General features: G+C 42.9%; 19 protein-coding genes. 9 read left to right on the forward strand and 10 right to left on the reverse strand.

The genetic code is table 11. The features are described 5' to 3' along the window. The first annotated feature begins 70 nt into the window (after nt 1-70). The 3 genes from EQY75_RS09250 to EQY75_RS09260 all read left to right on the forward strand — a co-directional run bounded on the left by EQY75_RS09250 (nt 71) and on the right by EQY75_RS09260 (nt 2,860). Nucleotides 71-409, forward strand: coding sequence for a P-II family nitrogen regulator (locus EQY75_RS09250; RefSeq protein WP_129605259.1), 339 nt, complete (start codon nt 71-73; stop codon nt 407-409). Between the two features lie 30 nt (nt 410-439). After that, nucleotides 440-1,693: an ammonium transporter gene (locus EQY75_RS09255; protein WP_129605261.1), complete on the forward strand. Its 1,254-nt coding sequence runs from the start codon at nt 440-442 to the stop codon at nt 1,691-1,693. Between the two features lie 114 nt (nt 1,694-1,807). Next, complete coding sequence (locus EQY75_RS09260; RefSeq protein ID WP_129605264.1) at nt 1,808-2,860, forward strand: outer membrane beta-barrel protein; 1,053 nt, start codon at nt 1,808-1,810, stop codon at nt 2,858-2,860. Nucleotides 2,861-2,932: 72 nt separating this feature from the next. On the opposite strand, the gene EQY75_RS09265 is transcribed toward EQY75_RS09260, so the two are convergent. Further along, entirely contained in the window at nt 2,933-3,580 is a 648-nt protein-coding gene (locus EQY75_RS09265) for a DUF1684 domain-containing protein (protein WP_129605267.1), read from the reverse strand. A gap of 113 nt (nt 3,581-3,693) precedes the next feature. Between EQY75_RS09265 and EQY75_RS09270 the strand changes: the two genes are divergently transcribed. Continuing rightward, on the forward strand, nt 3,694-4,893 hold the full coding sequence (locus EQY75_RS09270) for an MFS transporter (protein ID WP_129605270.1): 1,200 nt from the start codon (nt 3,694-3,696) through the stop codon (nt 4,891-4,893). After that, on the forward strand, nt 4,890-5,639 hold the full coding sequence (locus tag EQY75_RS09275; protein ID WP_129605272.1) for a DJ-1/PfpI family protein: 750 nt from the start codon (nt 4,890-4,892) through the stop codon (nt 5,637-5,639). The genes EQY75_RS09270 and EQY75_RS09275 overlap by 4 nt, the downstream gene beginning before the upstream one ends. On the opposite strand, the gene EQY75_RS09280 is transcribed toward EQY75_RS09275, so the two are convergent. Both EQY75_RS09280 and EQY75_RS09285 read right to left on the reverse strand, forming a co-directional pair. Then, a complete protein-coding gene (locus EQY75_RS09280; RefSeq protein WP_129605275.1) occupies nt 5,626-7,068 on the reverse strand; it encodes an alpha/beta hydrolase in 1,443 nt (480 codons plus the stop codon). The two genes, EQY75_RS09275 and EQY75_RS09280, sit on opposite strands and share 14 nt — an antisense overlap. A 133-nt stretch (nt 7,069-7,201) precedes the next feature. After that, entirely contained in the window at nt 7,202-7,654 is a 453-nt protein-coding gene (locus EQY75_RS09285) for an Lrp/AsnC family transcriptional regulator (RefSeq protein ID WP_129605277.1), read from the reverse strand. A gap of 116 nt (nt 7,655-7,770) precedes the next feature. Here EQY75_RS09285 and EQY75_RS09290 point away from each other — a divergent pair, with 116 nt between their 5' ends. Next, complete coding sequence (locus EQY75_RS09290) at nt 7,771-8,211, forward strand: hypothetical protein (protein ID WP_246019855.1); 441 nt, start codon at nt 7,771-7,773, stop codon at nt 8,209-8,211. A gap of 46 nt (nt 8,212-8,257) precedes the next feature. Here EQY75_RS09290 and EQY75_RS09295 read toward each other — a convergent pair whose 3' ends face one another. Next, entirely contained in the window at nt 8,258-11,722 is a 3,465-nt protein-coding gene (locus tag EQY75_RS09295; RefSeq protein WP_129605279.1) for a methylmalonyl-CoA mutase family protein, read from the reverse strand. A gap of 141 nt (nt 11,723-11,863) precedes the next feature. On the opposite strand from EQY75_RS09295, the gene purU reads away from it, so the two are divergent. Together purU and EQY75_RS09305 are read left to right on the forward strand one after the other, a co-directional pair. Beyond that, nucleotides 11,864-12,715, forward strand: a complete 852-nt coding sequence (gene purU, locus EQY75_RS09300; RefSeq protein ID WP_129605282.1) for a formyltetrahydrofolate deformylase — start codon at nt 11,864-11,866, stop codon at nt 12,713-12,715. A gap of 151 nt (nt 12,716-12,866) precedes the next feature. Continuing rightward, the gene (locus EQY75_RS09305) at nt 12,867-13,838 is read left to right on the forward strand and encodes a carbohydrate kinase family protein (protein WP_129605283.1); all 972 of its coding nucleotides are present in this window, start codon (nt 12,867-12,869) and stop codon (nt 13,836-13,838) included. Between the two features lie 290 nt (nt 13,839-14,128). Here EQY75_RS09305 and EQY75_RS09310 read toward each other — a convergent pair whose 3' ends face one another. Then, nucleotides 14,129-14,635 carry a hypothetical protein gene (locus EQY75_RS09310; protein WP_129605285.1) on the reverse strand — a complete coding sequence of 169 codons (507 nt, stop codon included), beginning with the start codon at nt 14,633-14,635 and terminating at the stop codon, nt 14,129-14,131. Between the two features lie 196 nt (nt 14,636-14,831). Here EQY75_RS09310 and EQY75_RS09315 point away from each other — a divergent pair, with 196 nt between their 5' ends. After that, complete coding sequence (locus EQY75_RS09315; protein ID WP_129605286.1) at nt 14,832-15,026, forward strand: hypothetical protein; 195 nt, start codon at nt 14,832-14,834, stop codon at nt 15,024-15,026. An 8-nt stretch (nt 15,027-15,034) separates the two neighbouring features. Here EQY75_RS09315 and pyrF read toward each other — a convergent pair whose 3' ends face one another. The 5 genes from pyrF to EQY75_RS09340 form a co-directional block, all read right to left on the reverse strand. After that, complete coding sequence (pyrF, locus tag EQY75_RS09320) at nt 15,035-15,853, reverse strand: orotidine-5'-phosphate decarboxylase (RefSeq protein ID WP_129605288.1); 819 nt, start codon at nt 15,851-15,853, stop codon at nt 15,035-15,037. Between the two features lie 6 nt (nt 15,854-15,859). Beyond that, nucleotides 15,860-16,936, reverse strand: a complete 1,077-nt coding sequence (prfA, locus tag EQY75_RS09325; protein ID WP_129605289.1) for a peptide chain release factor 1 — start codon at nt 16,934-16,936, stop codon at nt 15,860-15,862. A 142-nt stretch (nt 16,937-17,078) separates the two neighbouring features. Then, nucleotides 17,079-17,504 carry a Rieske (2Fe-2S) protein gene (locus EQY75_RS09330; protein WP_129605291.1) on the reverse strand — a complete coding sequence of 142 codons (426 nt, stop codon included), beginning with the start codon at nt 17,502-17,504 and terminating at the stop codon, nt 17,079-17,081. A gap of 54 nt (nt 17,505-17,558) precedes the next feature. After that, nucleotides 17,559-18,731: an AIR synthase related protein gene (locus EQY75_RS09335; RefSeq protein ID WP_246019857.1), complete on the reverse strand. Its 1,173-nt coding sequence runs from the start codon at nt 18,729-18,731 to the stop codon at nt 17,559-17,561. Between the two features lie 81 nt (nt 18,732-18,812). After that, complete coding sequence (locus EQY75_RS09340) at nt 18,813-20,999, reverse strand: glutamine synthetase III family protein (protein WP_129605295.1); 2,187 nt, start codon at nt 20,997-20,999, stop codon at nt 18,813-18,815. Between the last annotated feature and the right edge of the window lie 166 nt (nt 21,000-21,165).

Below are 21,165 nucleotides of genomic sequence, written 5' to 3' on the forward strand. Positions count from 1 at the left end.
CATACCCCCTTTTTTTTAGGGGGTTGTTTTAATTAATTTAATTTTGGCCCATCAACAATAAACTAATACAATGAAAAAAGTAGAAGCAATTATTCGAAAATCAAAATTTGATGATGTGAAAAAAGCACTTCATGAAATTGAGGTGAATTTCTTCAGTTACTGGGATGTCACCGGCGTCGGAAATGAAAAACAAGGGCATGTCTATAGAGGTATTTCTTACAGCACCTCAGATATTCAAAGGAGATACCTGGAGATTGTTATTTCTGACGACTTCCTGGAGAAAACAATTAATGCAGTTCTGGAAGCAGCCTATACAGGAAATGTAGGTGATGGGAAAATTTTTGTTTCCGATGTCTTACAAGCCTACAGGATTCGAACCAAAGAGAACGGACACGCAGGAATCAATTAAACCGATAAACTAACTAACAATTATTGAAATATGGAAGCAGGATTATTTACAGCTAACAATATATGGATGATGGTGTGTACCGCATTGGTATTCTTCATGCATTCAGGATTTGCCTTTTTAGAAATTGGGCTTACAAGACAAAAAAATACGATTAACATCCTTTTTAAGAACATCTTTATCATTACAGTAGGCTTACTGATGTACTATATCGGTGGCTTTAACCTGATGTATCCCGGATTTGCCGACGGATCTGCAGGTATCCTGGATTTTGCAGGCTTTGGAATTGCCGCACCTGAAAACGGCATGACACCCGAATACGCAGATGGAGGATATACCTGGTGGACCGATTTTCTCTTCCAGGGAATGTTTGCCGCAACAGCCGCCACAATAGTATCGGGAGCTGTAGCCGAACGAATTAAAATTGGCCCCTTTATGATCTTTACCATCTTCTATGTAGGATTGGTATATCCCATAGTAGGATCGTGGCAATGGGGCGGTGGATTTTTATCTACACTCGGTGGTACCGACGCCGGTTTCTATGACTTTGCAGGATCTACACTTGTCCATTCCGTGGGAGGCTGGGGAGCCCTGATCGGAATCTATCTTCTGGGTGCGAGAATTGGAAAATTTGGGGAGGACGGCAAACCAAAAGCCATCCCAGGCCACAATATTCCACTCGCAACGGCAGGAGTACTCATTCTATGGTTGGGCTGGTTCGGATTTAACGGAGGTTCGGTATTATCGGGCGACCCTGAACTAACTTCCCTTGTTCTGGTAACAACAAGTTTAGCCGCTGCCGCAGGTGGCGTTGGATCTTTGATCCTTTCTACCATATTATATAAGAATCTCGACCTTACCATGTTCCTCAACGGTATCTTAGGGGGCTTAGTTGGGATTACCGCAGGGGCAGACCTAATGTCTCCGAACGAAGCCGTATTAATCGGTCTTATCGCAGGATTCATTATCGTACTTGGGGTAGCCCTTATCGACAGAATTAGACTTGATGACCCGGTAGGTGCCGTAACCGTACACTTGATTTGCGGGATGTGGGGAACACTCGCCGTTGGTATTTTCGGTGCTAAAGCCGGCGGAGATCAATTTCTCTACCAATTGGCCGGAGTTGGAGCAGCGGCAACCTTTTGTTCACTTACCGCATTTATCATCTTTTACAGCTTAAAGAAAACAATAGGAATACGAGTATCCAAAGAAGAAGAGTTAGACGGACTCGACCTTCACGAGCATGGGATGGATTCCTATGCCGACTTTAGAATGAATCAACATTAATAAAAAGGTTATAGACGGAGCGTTTGGCAGAACGCTCCGTCTATAACCTTTTCCAAAATTTCAATTTAAAAGCAATACTAACATCCTCCTTAGAGGACATTCAATCACAGAAATATGAAAACGATTAATACAACAAACTTCGTAAAAAAATTAATTTTTCTCTTTCTCCTCACCGGCTCTTTTTCAGCCCTCGCACAGGAAGAAGACACCGCCGATGAAAAAAAGTTCACTATCAGCGGTACGGTTGATGCCTATTACAGGGCCAACCTCAACTCAGCGAATTCAGGAATTAACTATTCAGCACCCGGTTCTTCATTTGCCAATCTCCCGGGTTTTGCCCTGGGCATGGCCAACGTAATTGCCTCCTATGAAGGGGAAGACGTTGGTTTCGTTGCCGATCTGGTCTTTGGCCCCAGAGGAACGGATGCCATATTTGCCTCTCCCCTCTACTCGGCTACCGGGAATATTGTGAACCAGTTGTACGTCTATTGGAATGTAAGCGATGCCGTTACCCTAACCTTCGGTAATTTCAACACCTTCCTGGGTTACGAGGTAATCTCGCCAGCAGGTAACTTTAATTACAGTACGTCTTACCTGTTCTCCTACGGTCCCTTCAGCCACACAGGGCTCAAGGCCGATTTTGACCTGGGAAGTGACTGGTCTCTGATGCTTGCCGTGATGAACCCTACAGATATTACTGAGTTCAATCCTAATGGAAAATACGCCTACGGAGCTCAACTTGGATACAGTGGGCAATATCTGAATCTGATTGCCGACGACGGTAATTTTGAAATAGATTACACCGGAGGATTTGATATCGATGAGGACCTTTACCTCGGGATTAATGCCGCCTATTTCGATGCTTCTGACGATACCGGTTTCGCCGGGGTTGCACTTTATCCACAATACAAGACTTCAGACACATTTACCTTAGGACTGAGAGGGGAGTACTTTACGGAAACAGGGAATTTTGGAGCCATAGGAACAGGAGTGGATGACTCCAGCGTTATCGCGCTAACGCTTACGGGCAGTGCCTCTATCGGAGATCTGGTGATCAAACCTGAACTCCGCCTGGACAATGCCTCTGATGATGCATTCCTAGACTCAGATGGCGCCAGCATGAAAAGTCTGTCGTCCTTTGTTCTGGCAGCAGTATACTCTTTTTAATAAAGGAGTACTTATTAGTTTTGTTTAGTTCGTTGATAAGCCCTGGCAACTTTGCCAGGGTTTTATTTTGGATTATTTAAAAGCCTTTACTCCGGCCAGTATTTGAGTTCCGATATGGTTCTGACTCGGCACCAATGGACAGGAGTATTTTTTATTGTAAGCACAGTATGGATTATAGGCTTTGTTAAAATCAATGAGTAGTGTATCCTCGTCGGGGATTGTCAGATCTATATATCTTCCCCCTTCATAAGTGAGTTTACCGTTGGTTTCATCTGTAAAAGGAAGAAATAGGTAGTCCTCATACCCTTCCTCCGTTTTTAATTCTTCATTTTGATACACCTCCAATTGATACTTTTCACCCTTAAGTTCAAAAGTAACAAGACCGTAAACCACTTCCTCCGATAATCGGTCCGTATTGGTTGGCATCATAAAAGGAATGGCATCCGGAGTTCGAATGAAAGTTGCCTTAACACTGTAAAGTGTATCGGGCTTAAAAAATTCCAATCCCTGAAAGTCCTTTCTATACCGGTCTGGAAGAGGAGAAACCTCAGGGTCTGAAAATTCCTCATTCAGGGAATTCTGAAATTCCATGATCGAAGCCAGCTTGCTTTCTGAAGGAACTTTCTTAACCGATACCGCATCGTGATATTTTTTTCCATCACCACAGGCCACCGATAGAAGTAATGGGCTCAGGATAATCACAAGAAAGATATTCTTCATCAAAAGGAGTTTAAAACCAAAAATACGATATAGGGCATTTTTTAGCTAGATTTAAACCTATTTCTTGGAGGATTTCAACCTGCCATGTGCAGCAACTGACAAAACAACCACTTATGAAACGGCTCTACCGCTCCTATATGAATTCCTTTAAGGGTCTTTCGAGGGAAGTCTGGTGGCTGGCCCTGGTTACCTTGATCAACCGGGCGGGGACCATGGTCATCCCCTTCCTTTCACTCTACCTCACTCAAGACAGGGGTTTTACCCTCGAAAATGTAGGGGTGATCATGAGCTGTTTTGGCCTGGGGTCACTGGCGGGAACATGGATTGGCGGTAAACTCACAGACTGGCTTGGATATTACAAGGTGATGACCTCAAGTCTATTCCTGACGGGCCTGGCATTTTTCTGGCTGCAGGGGCTCGAATCATATTACGCAATTTGTGCAGGTGTCTTTATCCTGATGGTTATTGCCGATGCCTTCAGACCGGCTGCATATGTGGCCATGGATGCCTATAGTGAGGATGAGAATAAAACCCGGTCAGTAACGCTGATCAGGCTGGCGATCAATCTCGGTTATTCTGCAGGACCTGCCATTGGCGGGGCCATTATCGCTTCTTCGGGATACGCCAGTTTATTCTGGATCGACGGGATCACATGTCTGCTTGCTGCTGCACTACTACTGGTGGTTCTCCATCCAGCCAAAGTGGAGGTAATGGAATCGGCAACAAACAATTCTCCCCGCTCTGCCTATCGCAATTCTGGTTATCTGCTTTTTATTGCCGCTATGGTCCTGCTCGGCTTTATTTTCGTGCAGTATTTTTCAACAGTGCCCTTATTCTACAATGAGGTCAGGGGTTTAAGTGAATTCAATATAGGATTGTTATTGGCGATGAACGGAATGATCATATTTATTTTCGAAATGCCGCTGATTAAATACCTGGAATCAAGACCCCTTACGCAGATCACTCTAATGATTATCGGTATAGGTTTAACTGCCTTAAGTTTTGTTTTCCTGACCTTTGGGAGCTGGACAGGCCTTCTGGTTATCGGAATGCTGATGATGACCTTTGGAGAAATGATCATCTTCCCTTTTTCAAGTGCCTTTGCCATGAAAAAATCCCGGGGCGGTAAGCAGGGAGAATACATGGCACTTTATAATATTGCCTTCTCTATTTCCCATATTTTCGCTCATAACGGGGGAATGCAGTCTATCGCTAACTTTGGATTTAAGTGGACCTGGTATTTTGCCATGGTCATCGGAATTTTAGGTATCTTTCTTTTAATGATATTACAATCGCGTAAAGCCACCGTATGAAATCGAGAATTTCTTTTCCATCACTAAGTTTGCTCATCTTCATTCTATTGGTTGGCTGTTCCGGCCGTGTCGGAAGTCGAGATGTGAAATCTGATGATTTTGAATCCCTAACACCAAATGGAACCGAGGTCTATAACGTCGCTTTCCTTATTATGGAAGGCACTTATAATACCGAATTTACTGCGCCTTATGATATTTTTCAGCATACGCTGTACCGCGATGGTATCAAGAAGATGAAACCTTTTACAGTGGCCAAAACCAGGGACCCGATCACTACTTTTGAAGGGTTGCGTATATTGCCCGATTACGATTACACCAAAGATTCCCTGCCTCATATTGATATTTTGGTGGTGCCCAGCGCAGAACATCATCTGGATTCCGATTTAAAGGACGAACAAATGCTGGAATTTGTAAGCAATGCCGGCCGGGAAGCAGAATTTGTAACCTCTCATTGCGACGGGGCTTTTGTCCTGGCTAAGGCAGGATTACTAGATTCGGTGGTTTCCACCACTTTCCCCAGCGATATTGGAGCATACCGGAAAATGTTTCCTCAACTAGATGTTCGGGATAGTGTCCTCTTTGTTCACGATGGGAAATTCATAACCTCAGCCGGAGGGGCTAAGAGTTTTGAGGCCGCCTTGTATTTATGTGAATATCTCTACGGAAAGGAGATCGCGAGATCCCTGGCAAAAGGCCTTGTTATCGATTGGGATCTGGAGCAGGTACCCCGCCTTATTCTTCAATAATATCGTAGCGGGCATCGTCGAAATATTTCTCGATGATCTCATTAAATTCAGGAGTGATACGCAGCAGTGCTGTATTTTTTAATGCGTAGAGTGCCGCCTTATCTCTGTATCCATTTTTAAGTAATTCTTCCAAGTAGAAAAGCGCTGTTCCAAAATCTTCGTACTTCGAACTATCTGATATAATATTGAGATAATTCTTAAACTCCTTAGGTGCCGTGATAGTTTTGACCATCCACAAATAGCTCAATGCTTCTTCATTTAGTGGATCCTGAGCCTTTTCCAGAGCTATATTATCCTCGACAAGGGCATTGACAAACCCTAAAAGGCGATATCCCATTTCCTTTTCAAACGGATCGGAGCTCTTTATAAATTTCCTTATCTCATCCATTTGAAAATTCCACCACCCGAGGTTATTGTAATTCAGTGTAAGGACATCGTCATTGAGATTGTAATCGTATTCACCACGAATAAAATACTCTTTCTGCATGTAGCGTTTTTGCTTTCTCAACTGCACAGAATAGACTTTTTCCCTAGTTATGACTTTCCTTCTTTTTTTCAATTCCTCTAGATCAACAAGACCCTTAAACTTGGAGATCATCTCATCAGCCAAAAAAGCGGCAGCCAGATAGTCATTCTCAAGAACATGATTATTGAGGGTTGCAAAATTTCGGTTGTAAATGCTCCTGACGTAGGCCGTATCTAGTTCTACATTTCCTTTACTCATTGATCTTAAAGTGAGGATCTCAACGGCTCGCTGCAGATAGGATTTGTCTGGCCACTCTTCTCCGCCCTCAAAGACCAGTAAATAATCAACAAACTTAGATTTGCCCAGAGCCCTTCTGGTAATGGTTGTAAGGTCTGAGTCTTCTACCAGGTTATTAAAATGGTAGTCTGATCTGCCCACTATACCCACAAACTCGAACGGATTTTTAGGATCGATCAATTCCTTAAACGGCACATCCGAACCACTGGAAATAACTCCTTCAATGGGCCTGATGACAGACGGAAGTATAGATGCAAATTGTGCGCCCACCCCATGTCCTGCAGTATATGTTCTTTGTTTGTGTATTGGGAATAAGGTATATACCGTATTCAACATTCTACTCACTACCAAAGTATTCTGAACAATGGACAAGCTGTCGTGAATATTATTGGAAGCAGCGAGGATATACCCCTCCTTTTCGGCAATTTCGCGAAACATGTGCACAATCTGCTTACCCTTCCCCTCCATATCCATCGCGAAGAGGACGGGCCATTTTACAGACGGTTCAAAATTAGTTGGGAGATAAATCGCAAAAGTTTCGGGGATGGAATCATTCACCGGGACAGAATCCCGAACAATACCTTTCCTTATAGCGATGTCTTGTGCTTGTAAAGCAGGAAGGTGAGTTCCAACTATAACAAGAAGGAGTAAAATCTTAATTTTCATAGCAATTCAATCCTCAAAAATCCGGCCAAAATAATTCGGGGAGCTGATCTAAGTCCAATTGATTTCCCAGAATGCCAAAAATCACTGAGATCTGAGACCGAACATACTCCAATTTCTAAATTACGGAATAATTTTATCCTTTTCGTTTTTTTATAGGCCCATCTGCAACAACATCAGAAAGGATGATGTGAGTCCGCGTTTCCCCGTACAAAATCAGTTTATCAATAAATATTTCGAGGTGGAACTGGTCCCTCAGTACCACTTCCATAATTATATTTTCGTTTCCGGTAATACGATAACAATTCACCACCTCATCCAGGGTAGTCACCAATTCAAGAAAGGGTTTTAGCTTACCCATAAAGGCTTTCAATGTGATTATGGCCTTTAGCTGATATCCCGCCATCGCGTGGGATACCCTGGCGTGATATCCCTCAATAATACCGAGATCTTCCATTTTTTTAACACGCTCTGCCACAGCAGGAGGTGTAAGTCCAACCTTCCTTCCAATGCTGGCAAAGGATTCGCGGGAATTTGCTTGCAAGTGCTGTAAAATTCCCCAATTGAGATGATCTATCTGTGATTTCAATTTTTTTAACGCTTAAAATTTAATTTTATAAAGCAAATATACTATTTCACTTTATTTATTAAAGCTATTTAAGCGAAATAGCATGTAATTTTAAGTTCTTAAAGTCTTGAAAAAGAATGATGTCCCAAAATCATCTAGGATCGCTTCCGATCTATGAAAAAGCAGTTGAATTGTGCACCCTAAGCAGGGAGCTGGTATCTTTTGTTACTTACAACAAAAACTTATTGAGTTTGTATCAGTCTGATAGCCTCAGAGATCATATCGCTGATTCTCTGATAACTGATGCTACTTTAATACCGCAGCAGATTGCCAGGGCCGAAACTTCAAATTCCATTGAGGACAAACTAAAAAGTGCCACCTTTATCGGGATCATGCTGCGCAATATCAATTCGTATTGCAATGGTCTGGAACACGACGGTATTCGCGAGAAAGAATACCTCACTCTTCTCAGAAGGGAAATCCGTACGTTCAGAAGATCATTCAAAGTCTGGCGAAAATCAATTTCACATTACGGCTACAAAAGGGAAACCTGGAATTTCAGGGAATACCTGGGATAAGAATTCATTTCGACTAAAACAGTAAGTAGTTGCCGCCAGGGAGCTACTACATATTTCGGCGGTATTGCCCTCCTACTTCAAAAAGTGCATGCGTAATCTGACCGAGAGAACAGTACTTGGCTACCTCAATGAGCTCATTGAAGACATTCTCATTCCGAACTGCTTTATTCTGCAATTGCTTTAAGCCTTCTTCGGCTCTTACTTTATTTCTTTGCTTTAGGCCTTCCAGCGTCTGTAATTGCCTTTGTTTTTCTTCATCTGTTGCCCTGATCACTTCTTTGGGAAGTATGGTAGGCGAGCCTTTGGAACTCAAAAATGTGTTTACCCCTATGATAGGGTATTCACCATTGTGTTTTAAGGTTTCATAATGTAAACTCTCCTCTTGGATCTTCGATCGCTGATACATGGTTTCCATGGCTCCAAGAACCCCTCCCCTTTCCGTGATCCTGTCAAATTCAAGTAATACTGCCTCTTCTACCAGATCGGTGAGTTCTTCAATGATAAATGATCCCTGTATGGGATTCTCATTTTTGGCCAGTCCTAACTCTTTGTTGATAATCAACTGTATGGCCATTGCCCTTCTTACCGACTCTTCCGTAGGGGTGGTTATAGCCTCATCATAAGCGTTGGTATGCAGAGAATTACAGTTGTCGTAGATGGCGTATAAAGCCTGCAGGGTGGTTCGGATATCATTAAAATCTATTTCCTGGGCATGTAAACTACGCCCTGAAGTCTGAATGTGATATTTCAGCATTTGCGCCCTCGGGTCGGCGCCGTACTTCTCCTTCATGGCTTTTGCCCAGATTCTTCTGGCTACCCTGCCGATAACGGCGTATTCCGGATCCACCCCATTGGAGAAAAAGAATGATAAATTCGGGCCAAATTTATTGATATCCATTCCACGGCTCAGATAGTATTCTACGTATGTAAATCCGTTGGATAAGGTAAATGCCAGTTGTGTGATAGGATTCGCCCCTGCCTCTGCTATATGATAACCAGAAATAGAAACGGAATAAAAATTACGCACCTTATTCTGAATAAAATATTCCTGCACATCCCCCATAAGTCGAAGAGCAAATTCTGTCGAAAAAATACAGGTATTTTGGGCCTGATCTTCCTTAAGTATATCGGCCTGTACTGTTCCTCTAACCTCCTTTAAGGTCTTGGCTTTGATTTCTTGGTACACCTCAGCATCTAATACCTGATCTCCGGTGACCCCCAGAAGTAAAAGGCCCAAGCCATCATTCCCTTCCGGAAGGCCCCCTGCGTATTCAGGTCGTTTCCCTTTAAAATCCTTATAAATGGAATTAATTTTCTTCTCGATCTCTTTCTCCAGGCCATTTTCCCTGATATATTTTTCACAATTCTGATCTATGGCTGCATTCAGGAAAAAGGCGAGTAACATAGGAGCCGGCCCATTGATCGTCATACTAACCGAGGTCATGGGATTGCTTAGATCAAAACCTGAATAGAGTTTTTTGGCGTCATCAAGACAGCAGATCGACACTCCTGCATTTCCGATCTTCCCGTAAACATCGGGTCGCTCCCCGGGATCATTCCCATAAAGCGTAACCGAATCAAAAGCGGTCGAAAGACGTTTTGCCTTCATGTCGAGGCTCACATAATGAAACCGGCGATTGGTGCGTTCAGGGCCTCCTTCCCCGGCAAACATGCGGGTTGGATCTTCTTCTGTTCGTTTGAAGGGATACAGTCCGGAGGTATAAGGAAATTTACCCGGTACATTTTCCTGCAAGCTCCATCGCAACAGATCACCCCAGGCTTCATACCGGGGCAGCATTACTTTGGGAATCTGCAGATGTGACAGTGATTCTGTATGTGTATTTATTTCCAGTTCCTTATCCCTCACCTTAAATTTGTACACCGGTTCCTTGTATCGTTGCACTTTCGATTTCCATTTCAAAAGGGTTTGCCAGTGATATGGATCAAGGTTTAATTTTTGACTATTAAATTCTGATATCAGAAGTTCCATTAGGGTCGACTTTTCCTTTGGAACATTATTCTGCAAGGCATCTACATCAAGACCGGAATCCGCTAGATAGGGCCAGCTATCGTCTTGGTTTGAAAATGCATCTTCAGGGACTAGTGCGAGGATAGCCTTATACATCCCATAAAGCGTTTGGGCAGTTTTACTCTGGCCTGAGGCTTTTTGATCATAAGCGCGATTGCTTTCTGATATTTCTGATAAATATCGGGTTCGGGCAGGCGGAATAATATATCGCTTCTCAGGTTCTTCTGACGATACTTCGAAGGTAGATTCAAGGGAAGTTTCTGTTTTTTCCTGTAATTTTTGCATCACAGCATGGTATAGGGAATTCATCCCCGGATCATTGAACTGCGAAGCAATGGTCCCGTAAACAGGAAGCGTATCTGGATCTGCTTCCCAGAGGTTGTGATTTCTGACAAACTGTTTTTTTACATCCCTGAGTGCGTCGAGCGCTCCCCGCTTATCAAATTTGTTTATCGCCACCAAATCGGCAAAATCTAACATATCTATTTTTTCCAACTGGGTGGCTGCTCCAAATTCAGGAGTCATCACATAGAGCGAAAGGTCACTGTGTTCTACTATTTCAGTATCAGACTGACCAATTCCCGAAGTTTCGAGGATAAGGAGATCAAAATCAGCGTGTTGCAGAATATTAAGCGCATCACCTACGTATTTTGATAAGGCGAGATTCGATTGACGGGTAGCCAGAGACCTCATATAGACCCTATCATTATTAATAGAATTCATCCTGATCCTATCCCCTAATAATGCCCCCCCGGTTTTTCTTTTAGACGGATCAACTGAAATTATCCCTATATGTTTATCAGGGAAATCAAACAAAAACCTGCGTACCAGTTCGTCTACAAGGCTCGACTTTCCCGAACCCCCTGTACCTGTGATCCCCAAGACGGGAATACTCTTTTTCGCTTTGCCGAGTGACTGGTAGTATTTTTCAAATTCATCCTGTCTGTTCTCGGCCAGGCTGATCAATCGGGCAAGCGTGGTAATGTCCTTATTCTTTAAGGAAGTGTTCAAATCTTTTTCCTCGGGTAGTTTCAGTGGGAGCGTAGGGTAGTCTGACTTCTCCACCAGGTCATTGATCATTCCCTGAAGACCCATTTTCCGACCGTCATCTGGAGAATAAATACGCGTGATCCCGTAATCCATAAGGGCTTTGATCTCTTCGGGAAGAATCACTCCGCCACCTCCCCCAAAGATTTTTATATGCCCTGCCCCTCGCTCTTGCAAGAGGTCATACATATACCTGAAATACTCGTTATGCCCTCCCTGATAAGAGGTCATGGCTATAGCATTTGCATCCTCCTGTATGGCGCAATTCACCACTTCGGATACGGATCTGTCATGTCCTAAATGGATAACCTCTACCCCGGTAGCCTGAATAATCCGCCTCATGATATTGATGGCCGCGTCGTGCCCGTCAAAGAGAGAAGCCGCGGTTACAATTCTGACCTTGTTTTTTGGGATATAGGTTTTAATTTGCTCCATTTGTAATTTGTAGTCCTTTTTGCGACTGCAATTTACGATAAATGCAAAAAATAATGCATTCTATTTAGAATTTTATAATACCTGGGCCTCACTTTGAGCCACAGGGAGATTGTACTAATTTTACACCAAATCCAGGAAGCCTTGAAAGCAACCTTTCTTATCCATTGTCCGGATCAGCCGGGAATAATCAGCACGGTAACTAGTTTTATTCAACAGTCGGGGGGTAATATTGTTTACCTCGACCAGCATGTTGACAAACAGGCCGAAGTATTCTTTATGCGATTAGAAGGAGAATTTACGCAATTCGATAAGGCAGAATCCCAGATTGAAGAAAATTTCGAAAAAGAAATAGCCGTTCCCTATGCCATGGAGTGGAGCGTACATTACGGTAATGAAAAGCCAAAGATGGCGCTTTTCGTCAGCAAGTACAATCACTGCCTTTACGATTTGCTCATTCGATATTCCTCCGGAGAATTATCGGTAGAAATACCTTTTATCATCAGCAATCACAATGAGCTACAGAATATCGCCAAACAGTTTAAGATCCCTTTTTACCATATCCCGGTAACCCGCGACAACAAATCTGCTGCAGAAGAAAAGCAATTGAAATTGCTAAAAGAGCACATGGTCGATTTTATTGTCCTCGCAAGGTACATGCAGATAGTGACGTCCAGACTAATTGAAGAATACCCTAATAAAATTATCAATATCCATCATTCCTTCCTTCCTGCTTTTGCAGGTGCCAAACCTTATCACGCCGCCTTTAACCGGGGAGTAAAGATCATTGGTGCAACCAGCCATTACGTAACCGAGGAGCTCGACGCAGGCCCGATTATCGAACAAGATACCACCAGGGTTTCACATGTTCACAAAGTGAGTGATTTTATTGAAAAAGGCAGAGATCTAGAAAAACTGGTGCTCTCCAGAGCGGTTCAGCTTCACGTGAATCGAAAAACTATGGTCTACAATAATAAAACCGTTATTTTTACTTAAATCGCTCTGCTAAAACGCTATACCCTAAACAGCACCATTAAGTTCTTTACTTATTTTATTTTTCATAAATTACTCCTCCTTTCACAATGAAAATACAGGTTGATATCCTGCCTGCCATCAGGATGTAAAGCACAAAAGATTTCGGAATCGGATGACAAAAATTGCCGTAATAGGACCTATACCAAGAGATACCATCGTAACCCACCACCAGGAAACGATTAAAAAGTATGGTTGTGTATCGCACCCCGTTATTGCCCTGGCCAAACTCTTTGGGAACGAAGGAACGGTATATCCGGTTTCTCATGTGCATAAAAAAGATTTCGAAAACATCATCGAGCTATTTAGGGCTTATTCCAACATCGATACTGCTCATATCTCAGCCAAACACGACCGGGGAACTGTGATAGAGCTCAAATTCATAGACCAGAACAACCGTCTTGAGCGCCAGACAGCGTGTATGAAGCCCATTGAACCCAAAGACATAAAAGCGATGGATGAAATGGACGCCTATGTCTTTGTACCGATTACCGACTTTGAAATTTCGCTGCGTACATTGAAATACATCAAAAAGAACAGAAAAGGCCTGGTAGTTTTTGATGCCCACGGACCCACTACTTCCATGGGAATGACGGGAGATCGATACAGGAAATTCTGGGTCGATATGGATCAATGGCTAAAGTATATTGACGTTCTAAAGATGAACCTGGAAGAATCCCAGGCATGCTGGCTAAAACACGAATATTCTGCTGAAGAAATGATCAGTTATGACGAAGGGAGAACCGATCACCTGGATAAAATGGCTGCTCATGTTCTAAAAAAGGGCGTTAAGTACTTTTATGTTACCCTGGATGCCAAAGGATGTGTTTATTATTATAAAGAAGGTGAGGAGATCAAAAAACAATTCGTAAAGTCGATCTTCATGAAAGACGTAATTGATACTACAGGCTGCGGGGATTCATTTGCCGGAGGCCTGGCCTATGGTTTTGCGGTGTATAATGATCCCGAACAAGCTGCAAAATTTGCAAATGCCCTGGGTGCCCTGAGGACACAGGGCAAAACATTTGATGTATTTAAGTCTAAGGCCGAAACGGAGGCTCTTATCTCTTCCCACTACGGAGAATAAACTACTCTTCCTGATTAACTTTTCTGATCTTACCGCCTGTTTGGACTCTAGAAAACTTATATCTGAGCTATGTGACTGATAATTATTGCAATAATCTCAAAATTGTACCGTTAATTACATATAAAGATAGAATGATAACCTTCTGGAAATCTTTACTTAACCTAAAGATCAGAAATTAAAATAGTTTTATACCCGTATTATTTGAGTTAGTATTTTTGAGTTAGTTAGTTTAAAAAACCGGTGTAGTGGCCGGTTTTTTTGTGGAAAGAAACAAAGTCATTTCTCCCAATTCAGTCCATTTTATTATAAAGTCCATCAAAGAGTACATTCTCAGCCACACCATCGCGTAACACTTCCCATACCTGCCTTACCTTACCATCTTCCAGTAAGGTCCATGTAATCCGCTGAGTAGTTATACTTTCATCCTTATTTACCACGCCATCAGACATCAAAATCATTTGGTTGTCGATGCGTTTTCCACTCAACTTCAGAATTGTGCCGGCCCTGTCTAACCAAAGCTGCTCCCACAATCCCGTAGCGGTATTGTAGAAATTATAACTCGTTCCTGTAAAGTTACCGTTAGCCCCTTTCCAGTTTTCTCTCAAAACACAGTCGCCCTGTATTTTCTCGATCACATTTTCCCCGGCAATATTACCGTTGGGCAGGGTCACCTCCCATTTTCCAAGCCAGAAATCAAACGCACTGTGGTTTTCGGTACAACAGGCGCATGGATTATTCTGTCCTGATGCTGAGATCAGCACTAATACGAACCCCAGAGATGCAATAATTTTTTTCATTTGTGCATGGATTAAATTAAAAGGTACAAAAAGAAGTCCGAAAAATTAATTTCTATGTCAACAGAGTAGCTTTTTTAAAGAATTCTCTACCATTATGTTAATTATTAGATAAATAACTCCAATTTTAGCTGAATTCCATCAGACTCAAAAACTTTTATCTCACTTGCACCGTATCTTTGTATAAAAGAATTAAACTATGGAAAATCAGTACTGCAAGGTGGGATCAACAACCCATATCGCCAGTGGTTCTCAGGCCTCTACCCGATTGGTAAGCTATTATCAGACATTTGTAAATATGGCGGAAGACACCCGTTATTCCGGGACTCAACTTGGAGAATTTTTTGAAAGGAAAGCCAAAATACTCAAGAAAGCAATGGAAGAACTGGCCTAGATACCGGGCTATATTTTATCCATTTCCACAGCCATAGCTTTCTGAAGCTGCAGGGCCTGTTCACGGGCGGCAGCTGCAAAGTCCTTTCCCTTTGAAGCATACAATATGCCTCTGGAGGAATTGATCAGCAATCCGATATCTTTTGTGAGACCGTATCTGCACACTTCTACCAAACTACCTCCCTGCGCACCAACACCCGGAACCAGAAGAAAGTTATTGGGTACGATGGCTCTAATTTGTTTTAAATACTCTGCCTTGGTCGCTCCGACAACAAACATTAGTTGCTCCGAATTTTCGTAAGTGAGTGCCGTTTCCAGTACTTGTTTATACAGTTCTTTACCTTCAATTCTTTTAGTCTGAAAATCAAAGGCTCCCGGATTAGAAGTAAGAGCCAGTAGAATAGTAAACTTATCGCTGAATTTTAAAAAAGGTTCTACAGAATCGCGTCCCATATAAGGCGCAACCGTTATTGCATCAAAACTCAGATCTTCGAAAAATGCCCTGGCATACTGCGTGGCAGTATTTCCGATATCACCTCTTTTGGCATCGGCGATGGTCAGTATTTCAGGGTATTTAGTATTGATGTATTCCATAGTCTGTGCCAAGGCTTCCCAACCCTTAATACCACAGGCTTCATAAAAGGCAGTATTGGGCTTGTAAGCTACGCACAAGTGGTGGGTGGCATCTACAATTGCTTTGTTAAATGAAAAGATCGGATCGGCTTCTTCAAGCAGATGCGGAGGAATTTTAGAGAGATCTGTATCGAGTCCGATACACAGGAAAGAATTCTTTTTTCTGATCTGGGAAATTAGCTCGTCAGTACTCATTTGATCTTAGAATATTTCGGAAGCTTCTTTTAATTTTTCAGTATTCTCAACAAGCATGAGTTCATCGATAATCTTTTGGATATCCCCGTTTATGATATTCTGCAGATCGTAAAGTGTAAGTCCTATACGATGGTCGGTAACCCGACCCTGAGGATAATTGTAGGTCCTGATTTTAGCTGAGCGGTCTCCGCTGCTTACCTGGGAATTCCTCTTTGCCGCATCTTCTTCCTGCCTTTTTTGCAATTCCATGTCGTATAGCCTTGATCTCAGTACCTTGAAGGCCTTGTCTTTGTTCTTGTGCTGTGATTTTTCATCCTGACACTGTGCCACGATCCCTGTGGGGATATGTGTTAGTCTTACCGCCGAATAGGTAGTATTTACGGATTGTCCTCCGGGTCCTGAAGAACAGAAAAAGTCAATACGTACGTCTTTGGGATCAATCTGTACGTCAAAATCCTCTGCTTCCGGTAATACCATGACAGTAGCTGCACTAGTATGAACTCTCCCCTGTGTTTCTGTCTGAGGCACGCGCTGTACCCGGTGTACTCCGGCTTCGAATTTTAAGGTGCCATATACGTCTTCGCCGGTTACTTCAAAATGAATTTCCTTGTATCCTCCGCTAGTCCCTTCACTCAGGTCAATAATATTGGTTCTCCACCCCCTGGATTCGCAATACTTTGCGTACATCCTGTAGAGATCTCCTGCAAATATACTGGCCTCATCGCCGCCGGTTCCGGCCCTGATTTCCATCACCACATCTTTAGCATCTTCAGGATCTTTGGGAATGAGTAAATACTTTATTTCTTCCTCCAATCCGGGCAAGGCCTCTTTGGCTTCCTCCATTTGCATTTTGGCCATTTCCTGCATTTCCGGATCTTCTCCAGAAGAAAGGATTTCCTCTGCTTCTTTGAGGTTGTTTTGCAGTTCTAAGTAAACCTTCCTTTTATCAACAAGGGTTTTCAGGTCCTTGTATTCCTTATTTAATTGCACATACCTCTTTTGATCAGAGATAATATCAGGTTGGATGATCAGGTCCGAAACCTCATCAAAACGCTGTTTTATTATGTTTAATTTATCGATCATAGTCTTGCTTCCCTTACCCTGCGAATTTACAACATTTAAGAGCAATCGCAGATAATAAATTACAGCATACCGAAGGGTGGCACCACGTGGACTAACCCATTGCAACCGATAAGTGAGGAAGAAAGTAAAACAAGAGGGTATTCTAGTCGAAAACCCTGAGGATATCCCCGTTTAATTCTGTGTTGAATATTTTCAAGGGATTATTGGTGATCGCATTCAAAGGAGCACCGGTTTGAGAAAACCTCGACCCGTGGGTAGAACAAGAAAATATTCCACCTTCATCTTCGATGAACCTAACCTGGTCTGTTTGTTGATGACTGCAGATCTGACTGGCAGCAATAAAATTACCTTCCAGGTTTTTAACCACTACTACTTCGTTTTTAAGGATAAAGTCACCGTTATTAGCCAACATCGCCCCTTCACTGGAGGTGAGGTCAATGGTGAAGTCGACCCCAGTCGGAACAGGTAGTCCGGGCCCATCTTCTTTAGAACAACCCTGAACACAGGGAAACGTAAGGGCAAAGGCCGCTCCGGCCCCTAAGGTTTTTAAAAAAGCTTTTCTTTCCATAACAACACAGATTTCTTTACAATGAAAACGTCGCTTTAAAAAGAATCGTATATATCAATAGGTAAACGAGCCAAATTGGCTGGTAATCGTGAGTTTTTTCTGCTTCGAAGCTTCTACCCTGCCTATGATACGGGCGTCGATTCCAAAACTCTCGGAAATAGAAATCAGATCTCCCGCAATTTCCCTATCTGCGTAGAGCTCCATCCGGTGACCACAATTAAAGACCTGGTACATTTCTTTCCAGTCTGTGCCGGACTGACTTTGGATAAGTTGAAATAAAGGCGGTACGGGGAAGAGGTTATCTTTGATCACGTGGAATTGATCGAGAAAATGTAAAATTTTTGTCTGGGCCCCTCCACTGCAGTGGATCATACCATGAATGTCCTTTGGGGAGTGTGTTTCCAGAATCTTTTTGATCACCGGGGCGTAGGTTCGAGTGGGTGACAGGACTAATTTACCGGCATCCAGCGGGGCTCCATCTACCTCATCCTGAAGATTCATTTTTCCGGAATAGACGAGCTCATCAGGTACGGATGGATCAAAACTCTCAGGGTATTTCTCAGCGAGGAATTTAGAAAACACATCATGTCTTGCTGAAGTGAGTCCATTACTCCCCATTCCGCCGTTGTACTCCTTTTCATAGGTCGCCTGCCCAAAAGAAGCCAAACCGATGATAACATCACCTTCCCGGATATTGGCATTGTCTATTACTTTGTCTCTGCGAATCCTCGCAGTTACTGTTGAATCAACAATAATGGTCCTAACCAGATCACCTACATCGGCAGTTTCCCCTCCCGTTGACTTTATGTCCACTCCGAATGCCGACATATCCTCAATAAATTCCTCGGTGCCTGAAATAATCGCTGCAATAACCTCTCCCGGGATTTTGTTTTTATTTCTGCCTATGGTAGAAGAGAGAAGAATATTATTCGTTACTCCCACGCACAAAAGGTCATCAAGATTCATAACAAGAGCATCCTGAGCAATGCCTTTCCAAACGGAGAGGTCTCCGGTTTCCTTCCAATACATATACGCCAGGGAGGACTTGGTTCCGGCGCCGTCTGCATGCATTACCAGACAATAGTCCTTATCCCCGGCTAGGGTATCAGGGACTATCTTACAAAATGCTCTTGGGAATAATCCTTTATCAAGGTTTTTGATGGCCTTGTGAACATCCTCCTTGGACGCAGAAACTCCTCTTTGATGGTAGCGTTTACTTACGGGCACGATGAGTAGATCTTGGTTTAGCGCAAAAATAGGGGAATGATATCATTTGTGCGCAAAGCTTCTTACTTATTGTCTCTTTTTCTATCGGATAAATAGCAATTCCCTGTATTTCGCAAGAGGCCAGCTCTGATCCTCCACGAGCTGTTCCAATTTGTCGCAATGATATCTGATGTCATCAAAATAGGGTCTCACATCATGACAATAAGCCATTGCCTTTTTGTAAACATCTGGTTCTGCATTCGCCTTCTTCCGGGCTTCAGTCATTGCATCCGATTTTTTACGTGTCGCCTCTAAATGGCCTGATATATCTTCCAAAATAGCGAGTTGAGCAACTGCTTGCTTTTTAAATCCCGCCCCGTATACTTCTTTGATTCCCTTGATATTTTCAATCACAGCATTTTGATACTTAATAGCAGCTGGAATTATATGAGTATTCACAAGCTCGTTAAAAACCCGTCCTTCAATCTGAGTCTGTAAAATATAAGTCTCGAGCTCAACTTCCTGTCGGGCCCTGACCTCTGTTTCGCTCATTACTTGCATCTCCTGAAACAGTTCCAGGGTATGCTTTGAAGTAAGGACCTGAAGGGCCTCCGGGGTGTTTTTATTATTACTCAATTTACGTTTTGCCGCCTCTTTCCACCAGGATTCACTATAACCATCACCGTCAAAACGGATACGCTTTGAGGACTTAATATATTCCCTGAGGACATTAAAGATAGCTTCATCTTTTTTAAGGCTCTTTTTTGCGATCAGCGCATCTACCTCAATCTTAAAATTGATTAACTGTTTTGCCACAATGGTGTTGAGCACGGTCATGGGCTTGGCGCAATTGGATTTTGATCCTACGCCCCTCATTTCAAATTTGTTGCCGGTAAAGGCAAAGGGGGAGGTGCGGTTTCTGTCTGTGTTGTCGAGAAGAATTTCAGGGATTTTCCCAACCACGTTGAGTTTTAATTCGGTTTTTTCCTCCGGGGATAATTTTCCTTGAGATACTCCTTCGAGTTCATCGAGAACTTCACTGAGTTGTTTCCCTATAAAAATGGAAAATATTGCCGGTGGAGCCTCGTTTGCCCCAAGGCGATGGTCATTACTCGCTGAAGCTATTGATGCCCTGAGAAGTTCCTCATAAGAATCGACTGCCTTGATCGTATTGACAAAGAAGGTCAGAAACTGCAGGTTCTTCATCGGGGTAGAACCCGGACTGAGAAGATTCACCCCGGTATCGGTTGCCAGAGACCAATTATTGTGTTTCCCTGAACCATTGATGCCTGCAAATGGTTTTTCGTGAAAAAGAACTTTAAGGTCGTGTTTGTCTGCTACTTTCTCCATCACATCCATCAGCAGCAGATTGTGATCCACAGCCAGGTTCGCCTCTTCAAAAACGGGAGCCAGTTCAAATTGATTCGGAGCTACTTCATTATGCCTGGTTTTCACAGGAATACCGAGCTTGGTACATTCCACTTCCAGGTCCTTCATGTAATTTATTGCTCGCAAGGGGATCACTCCAAAATAGTGATCATCTAGTTGTTGACCTTTGGCAGCAGCCTGCCCTACCAAAGTTCGCCCTGAAAGTACAAGATCAGGTCTGGAATTGGCGAGGGACTTGTCTATTAGAAAGTATTCCTGTTCCCATCCCAGGGTGGCGTTTACCTTATTAACGGTCTTGTCAAAATACCGGGCAACTTTGGTAGCGGCTTCATCAACTGCATGTAAGGCACGTAATAATGGGACTTTATTATCTAAAGCTTCTCCGGTATAGGATACAAAGACAGTGGGAATACACAAGGTTGCTCCGTAAATAAAGGCCGGTGAAGTAGGATCCCATGCTGTATATCCACGGGCCTCAAATGTATTTCGGATTCCTCCGCTGGGAAAGCTGGAGGCGTCAGGTTCTTGTTGTACCAGTTGGCTGCCACCGAACTTCTCAATAGCCCTGCCATTTGGAAGGAGGTCGAAAAAGGCGTCGTGTTTTTCGGCAGTGGCCCCTGTTAAGGGCTGAAACCAGTGAGTGTAGTGGGTAGCACCCATAGATAACGCCCATGATTTCATGGATTCGGCGATTTGATCAGCCATCTTTCTGTTGATTTTTGAACCTGTGAAAATGGCATTTTTCACACTCTCCAGGGCATCCCTGGTTAAGTATTGAGTCATTCGGTCTTCGTTAAAAACCTGCGATCCGAAGAGTTCTGACCTTCTGATTTCTTCAACCGTAATAGAAGGTTTTCGCTGAGAACTTTGGCTGATGGCGTTTAATCTTTGAGTAGACATATCTGGAAAGGTTTTTATTCCGGGAGCTAAATTAAACATTTCGCAGATATACCCCTATAATTAATAATTATTTACAATGAACCCCTATTAAATCAGGGGTGTTGATAATTATGTCGAAATTATTAATAATTACCCCCTATAATTTTATGGATCTATGGAAAATCTT

Origin of the sequence: Muriicola soli (genome assembly GCF_004139715.1) — a bacterium.
GTDB lineage: Bacteria > Bacteroidota > Bacteroidia > Flavobacteriales > Flavobacteriaceae > Muriicola > Muriicola soli.

Excerpts from the sequence above, each read along its gene's own strand:
- EQY75_RS09250 (WP_129605259.1), top strand. The coding sequence starts at position 71 with ATGAAAAAAGTAGAAGCAATTATTCGAAAATCAAAATTTGATGATGTG.
- EQY75_RS09255 (WP_129605261.1), top strand. The coding sequence starts at position 440 with ATGGAAGCAGGATTATTTACAGCTAACAATATATGGATGATGGTGTGT.
- EQY75_RS09260 (WP_129605264.1), top strand. The coding sequence starts at position 1,808 with ATGAAAACGATTAATACAACAAACTTCGTAAAAAAATTAATTTTTCTC.
- EQY75_RS09265 (WP_129605267.1), bottom strand. The coding sequence starts at position 3,580 with ATGAAGAATATCTTTCTTGTGATTATCCTGAGCCCATTACTTCTATCG.
- EQY75_RS09270 (WP_129605270.1), top strand. The coding sequence starts at position 3,694 with ATGAAACGGCTCTACCGCTCCTATATGAATTCCTTTAAGGGTCTTTCG.
- EQY75_RS09275 (WP_129605272.1), top strand. The coding sequence starts at position 4,890 with ATGAAATCGAGAATTTCTTTTCCATCACTAAGTTTGCTCATCTTCATT.
- EQY75_RS09280 (WP_129605275.1), bottom strand. The coding sequence starts at position 7,068 with ATGAAAATTAAGATTTTACTCCTTCTTGTTATAGTTGGAACTCACCTT.
- EQY75_RS09290 (WP_246019855.1), top strand. The coding sequence starts at position 7,771 with ATGATGTCCCAAAATCATCTAGGATCGCTTCCGATCTATGAAAAAGCA.
- EQY75_RS09295 (WP_129605279.1), bottom strand. The coding sequence starts at position 11,722 with ATGGAGCAAATTAAAACCTATATCCCAAAAAACAAGGTCAGAATTGTA.
- EQY75_RS09305 (WP_129605283.1), top strand. The coding sequence starts at position 12,867 with ATGACAAAAATTGCCGTAATAGGACCTATACCAAGAGATACCATCGTA.
- EQY75_RS09310 (WP_129605285.1), bottom strand. The coding sequence starts at position 14,635 with ATGAAAAAAATTATTGCATCTCTGGGGTTCGTATTAGTGCTGATCTCA.
- EQY75_RS09315 (WP_129605286.1), top strand. The coding sequence starts at position 14,832 with ATGGAAAATCAGTACTGCAAGGTGGGATCAACAACCCATATCGCCAGT.
- pyrF (WP_129605288.1), bottom strand. The coding sequence starts at position 15,853 with ATGAGTACTGACGAGCTAATTTCCCAGATCAGAAAAAAGAATTCTTTC.
- prfA (WP_129605289.1), bottom strand. The coding sequence starts at position 16,936 with ATGATCGATAAATTAAACATAATAAAACAGCGTTTTGATGAGGTTTCG.
- EQY75_RS09330 (WP_129605291.1), bottom strand. The coding sequence starts at position 17,504 with ATGGAAAGAAAAGCTTTTTTAAAAACCTTAGGGGCCGGAGCGGCCTTT.
- EQY75_RS09340 (WP_129605295.1), bottom strand. The coding sequence starts at position 20,999 with ATGTCTACTCAAAGATTAAACGCCATCAGCCAAAGTTCTCAGCGAAAA.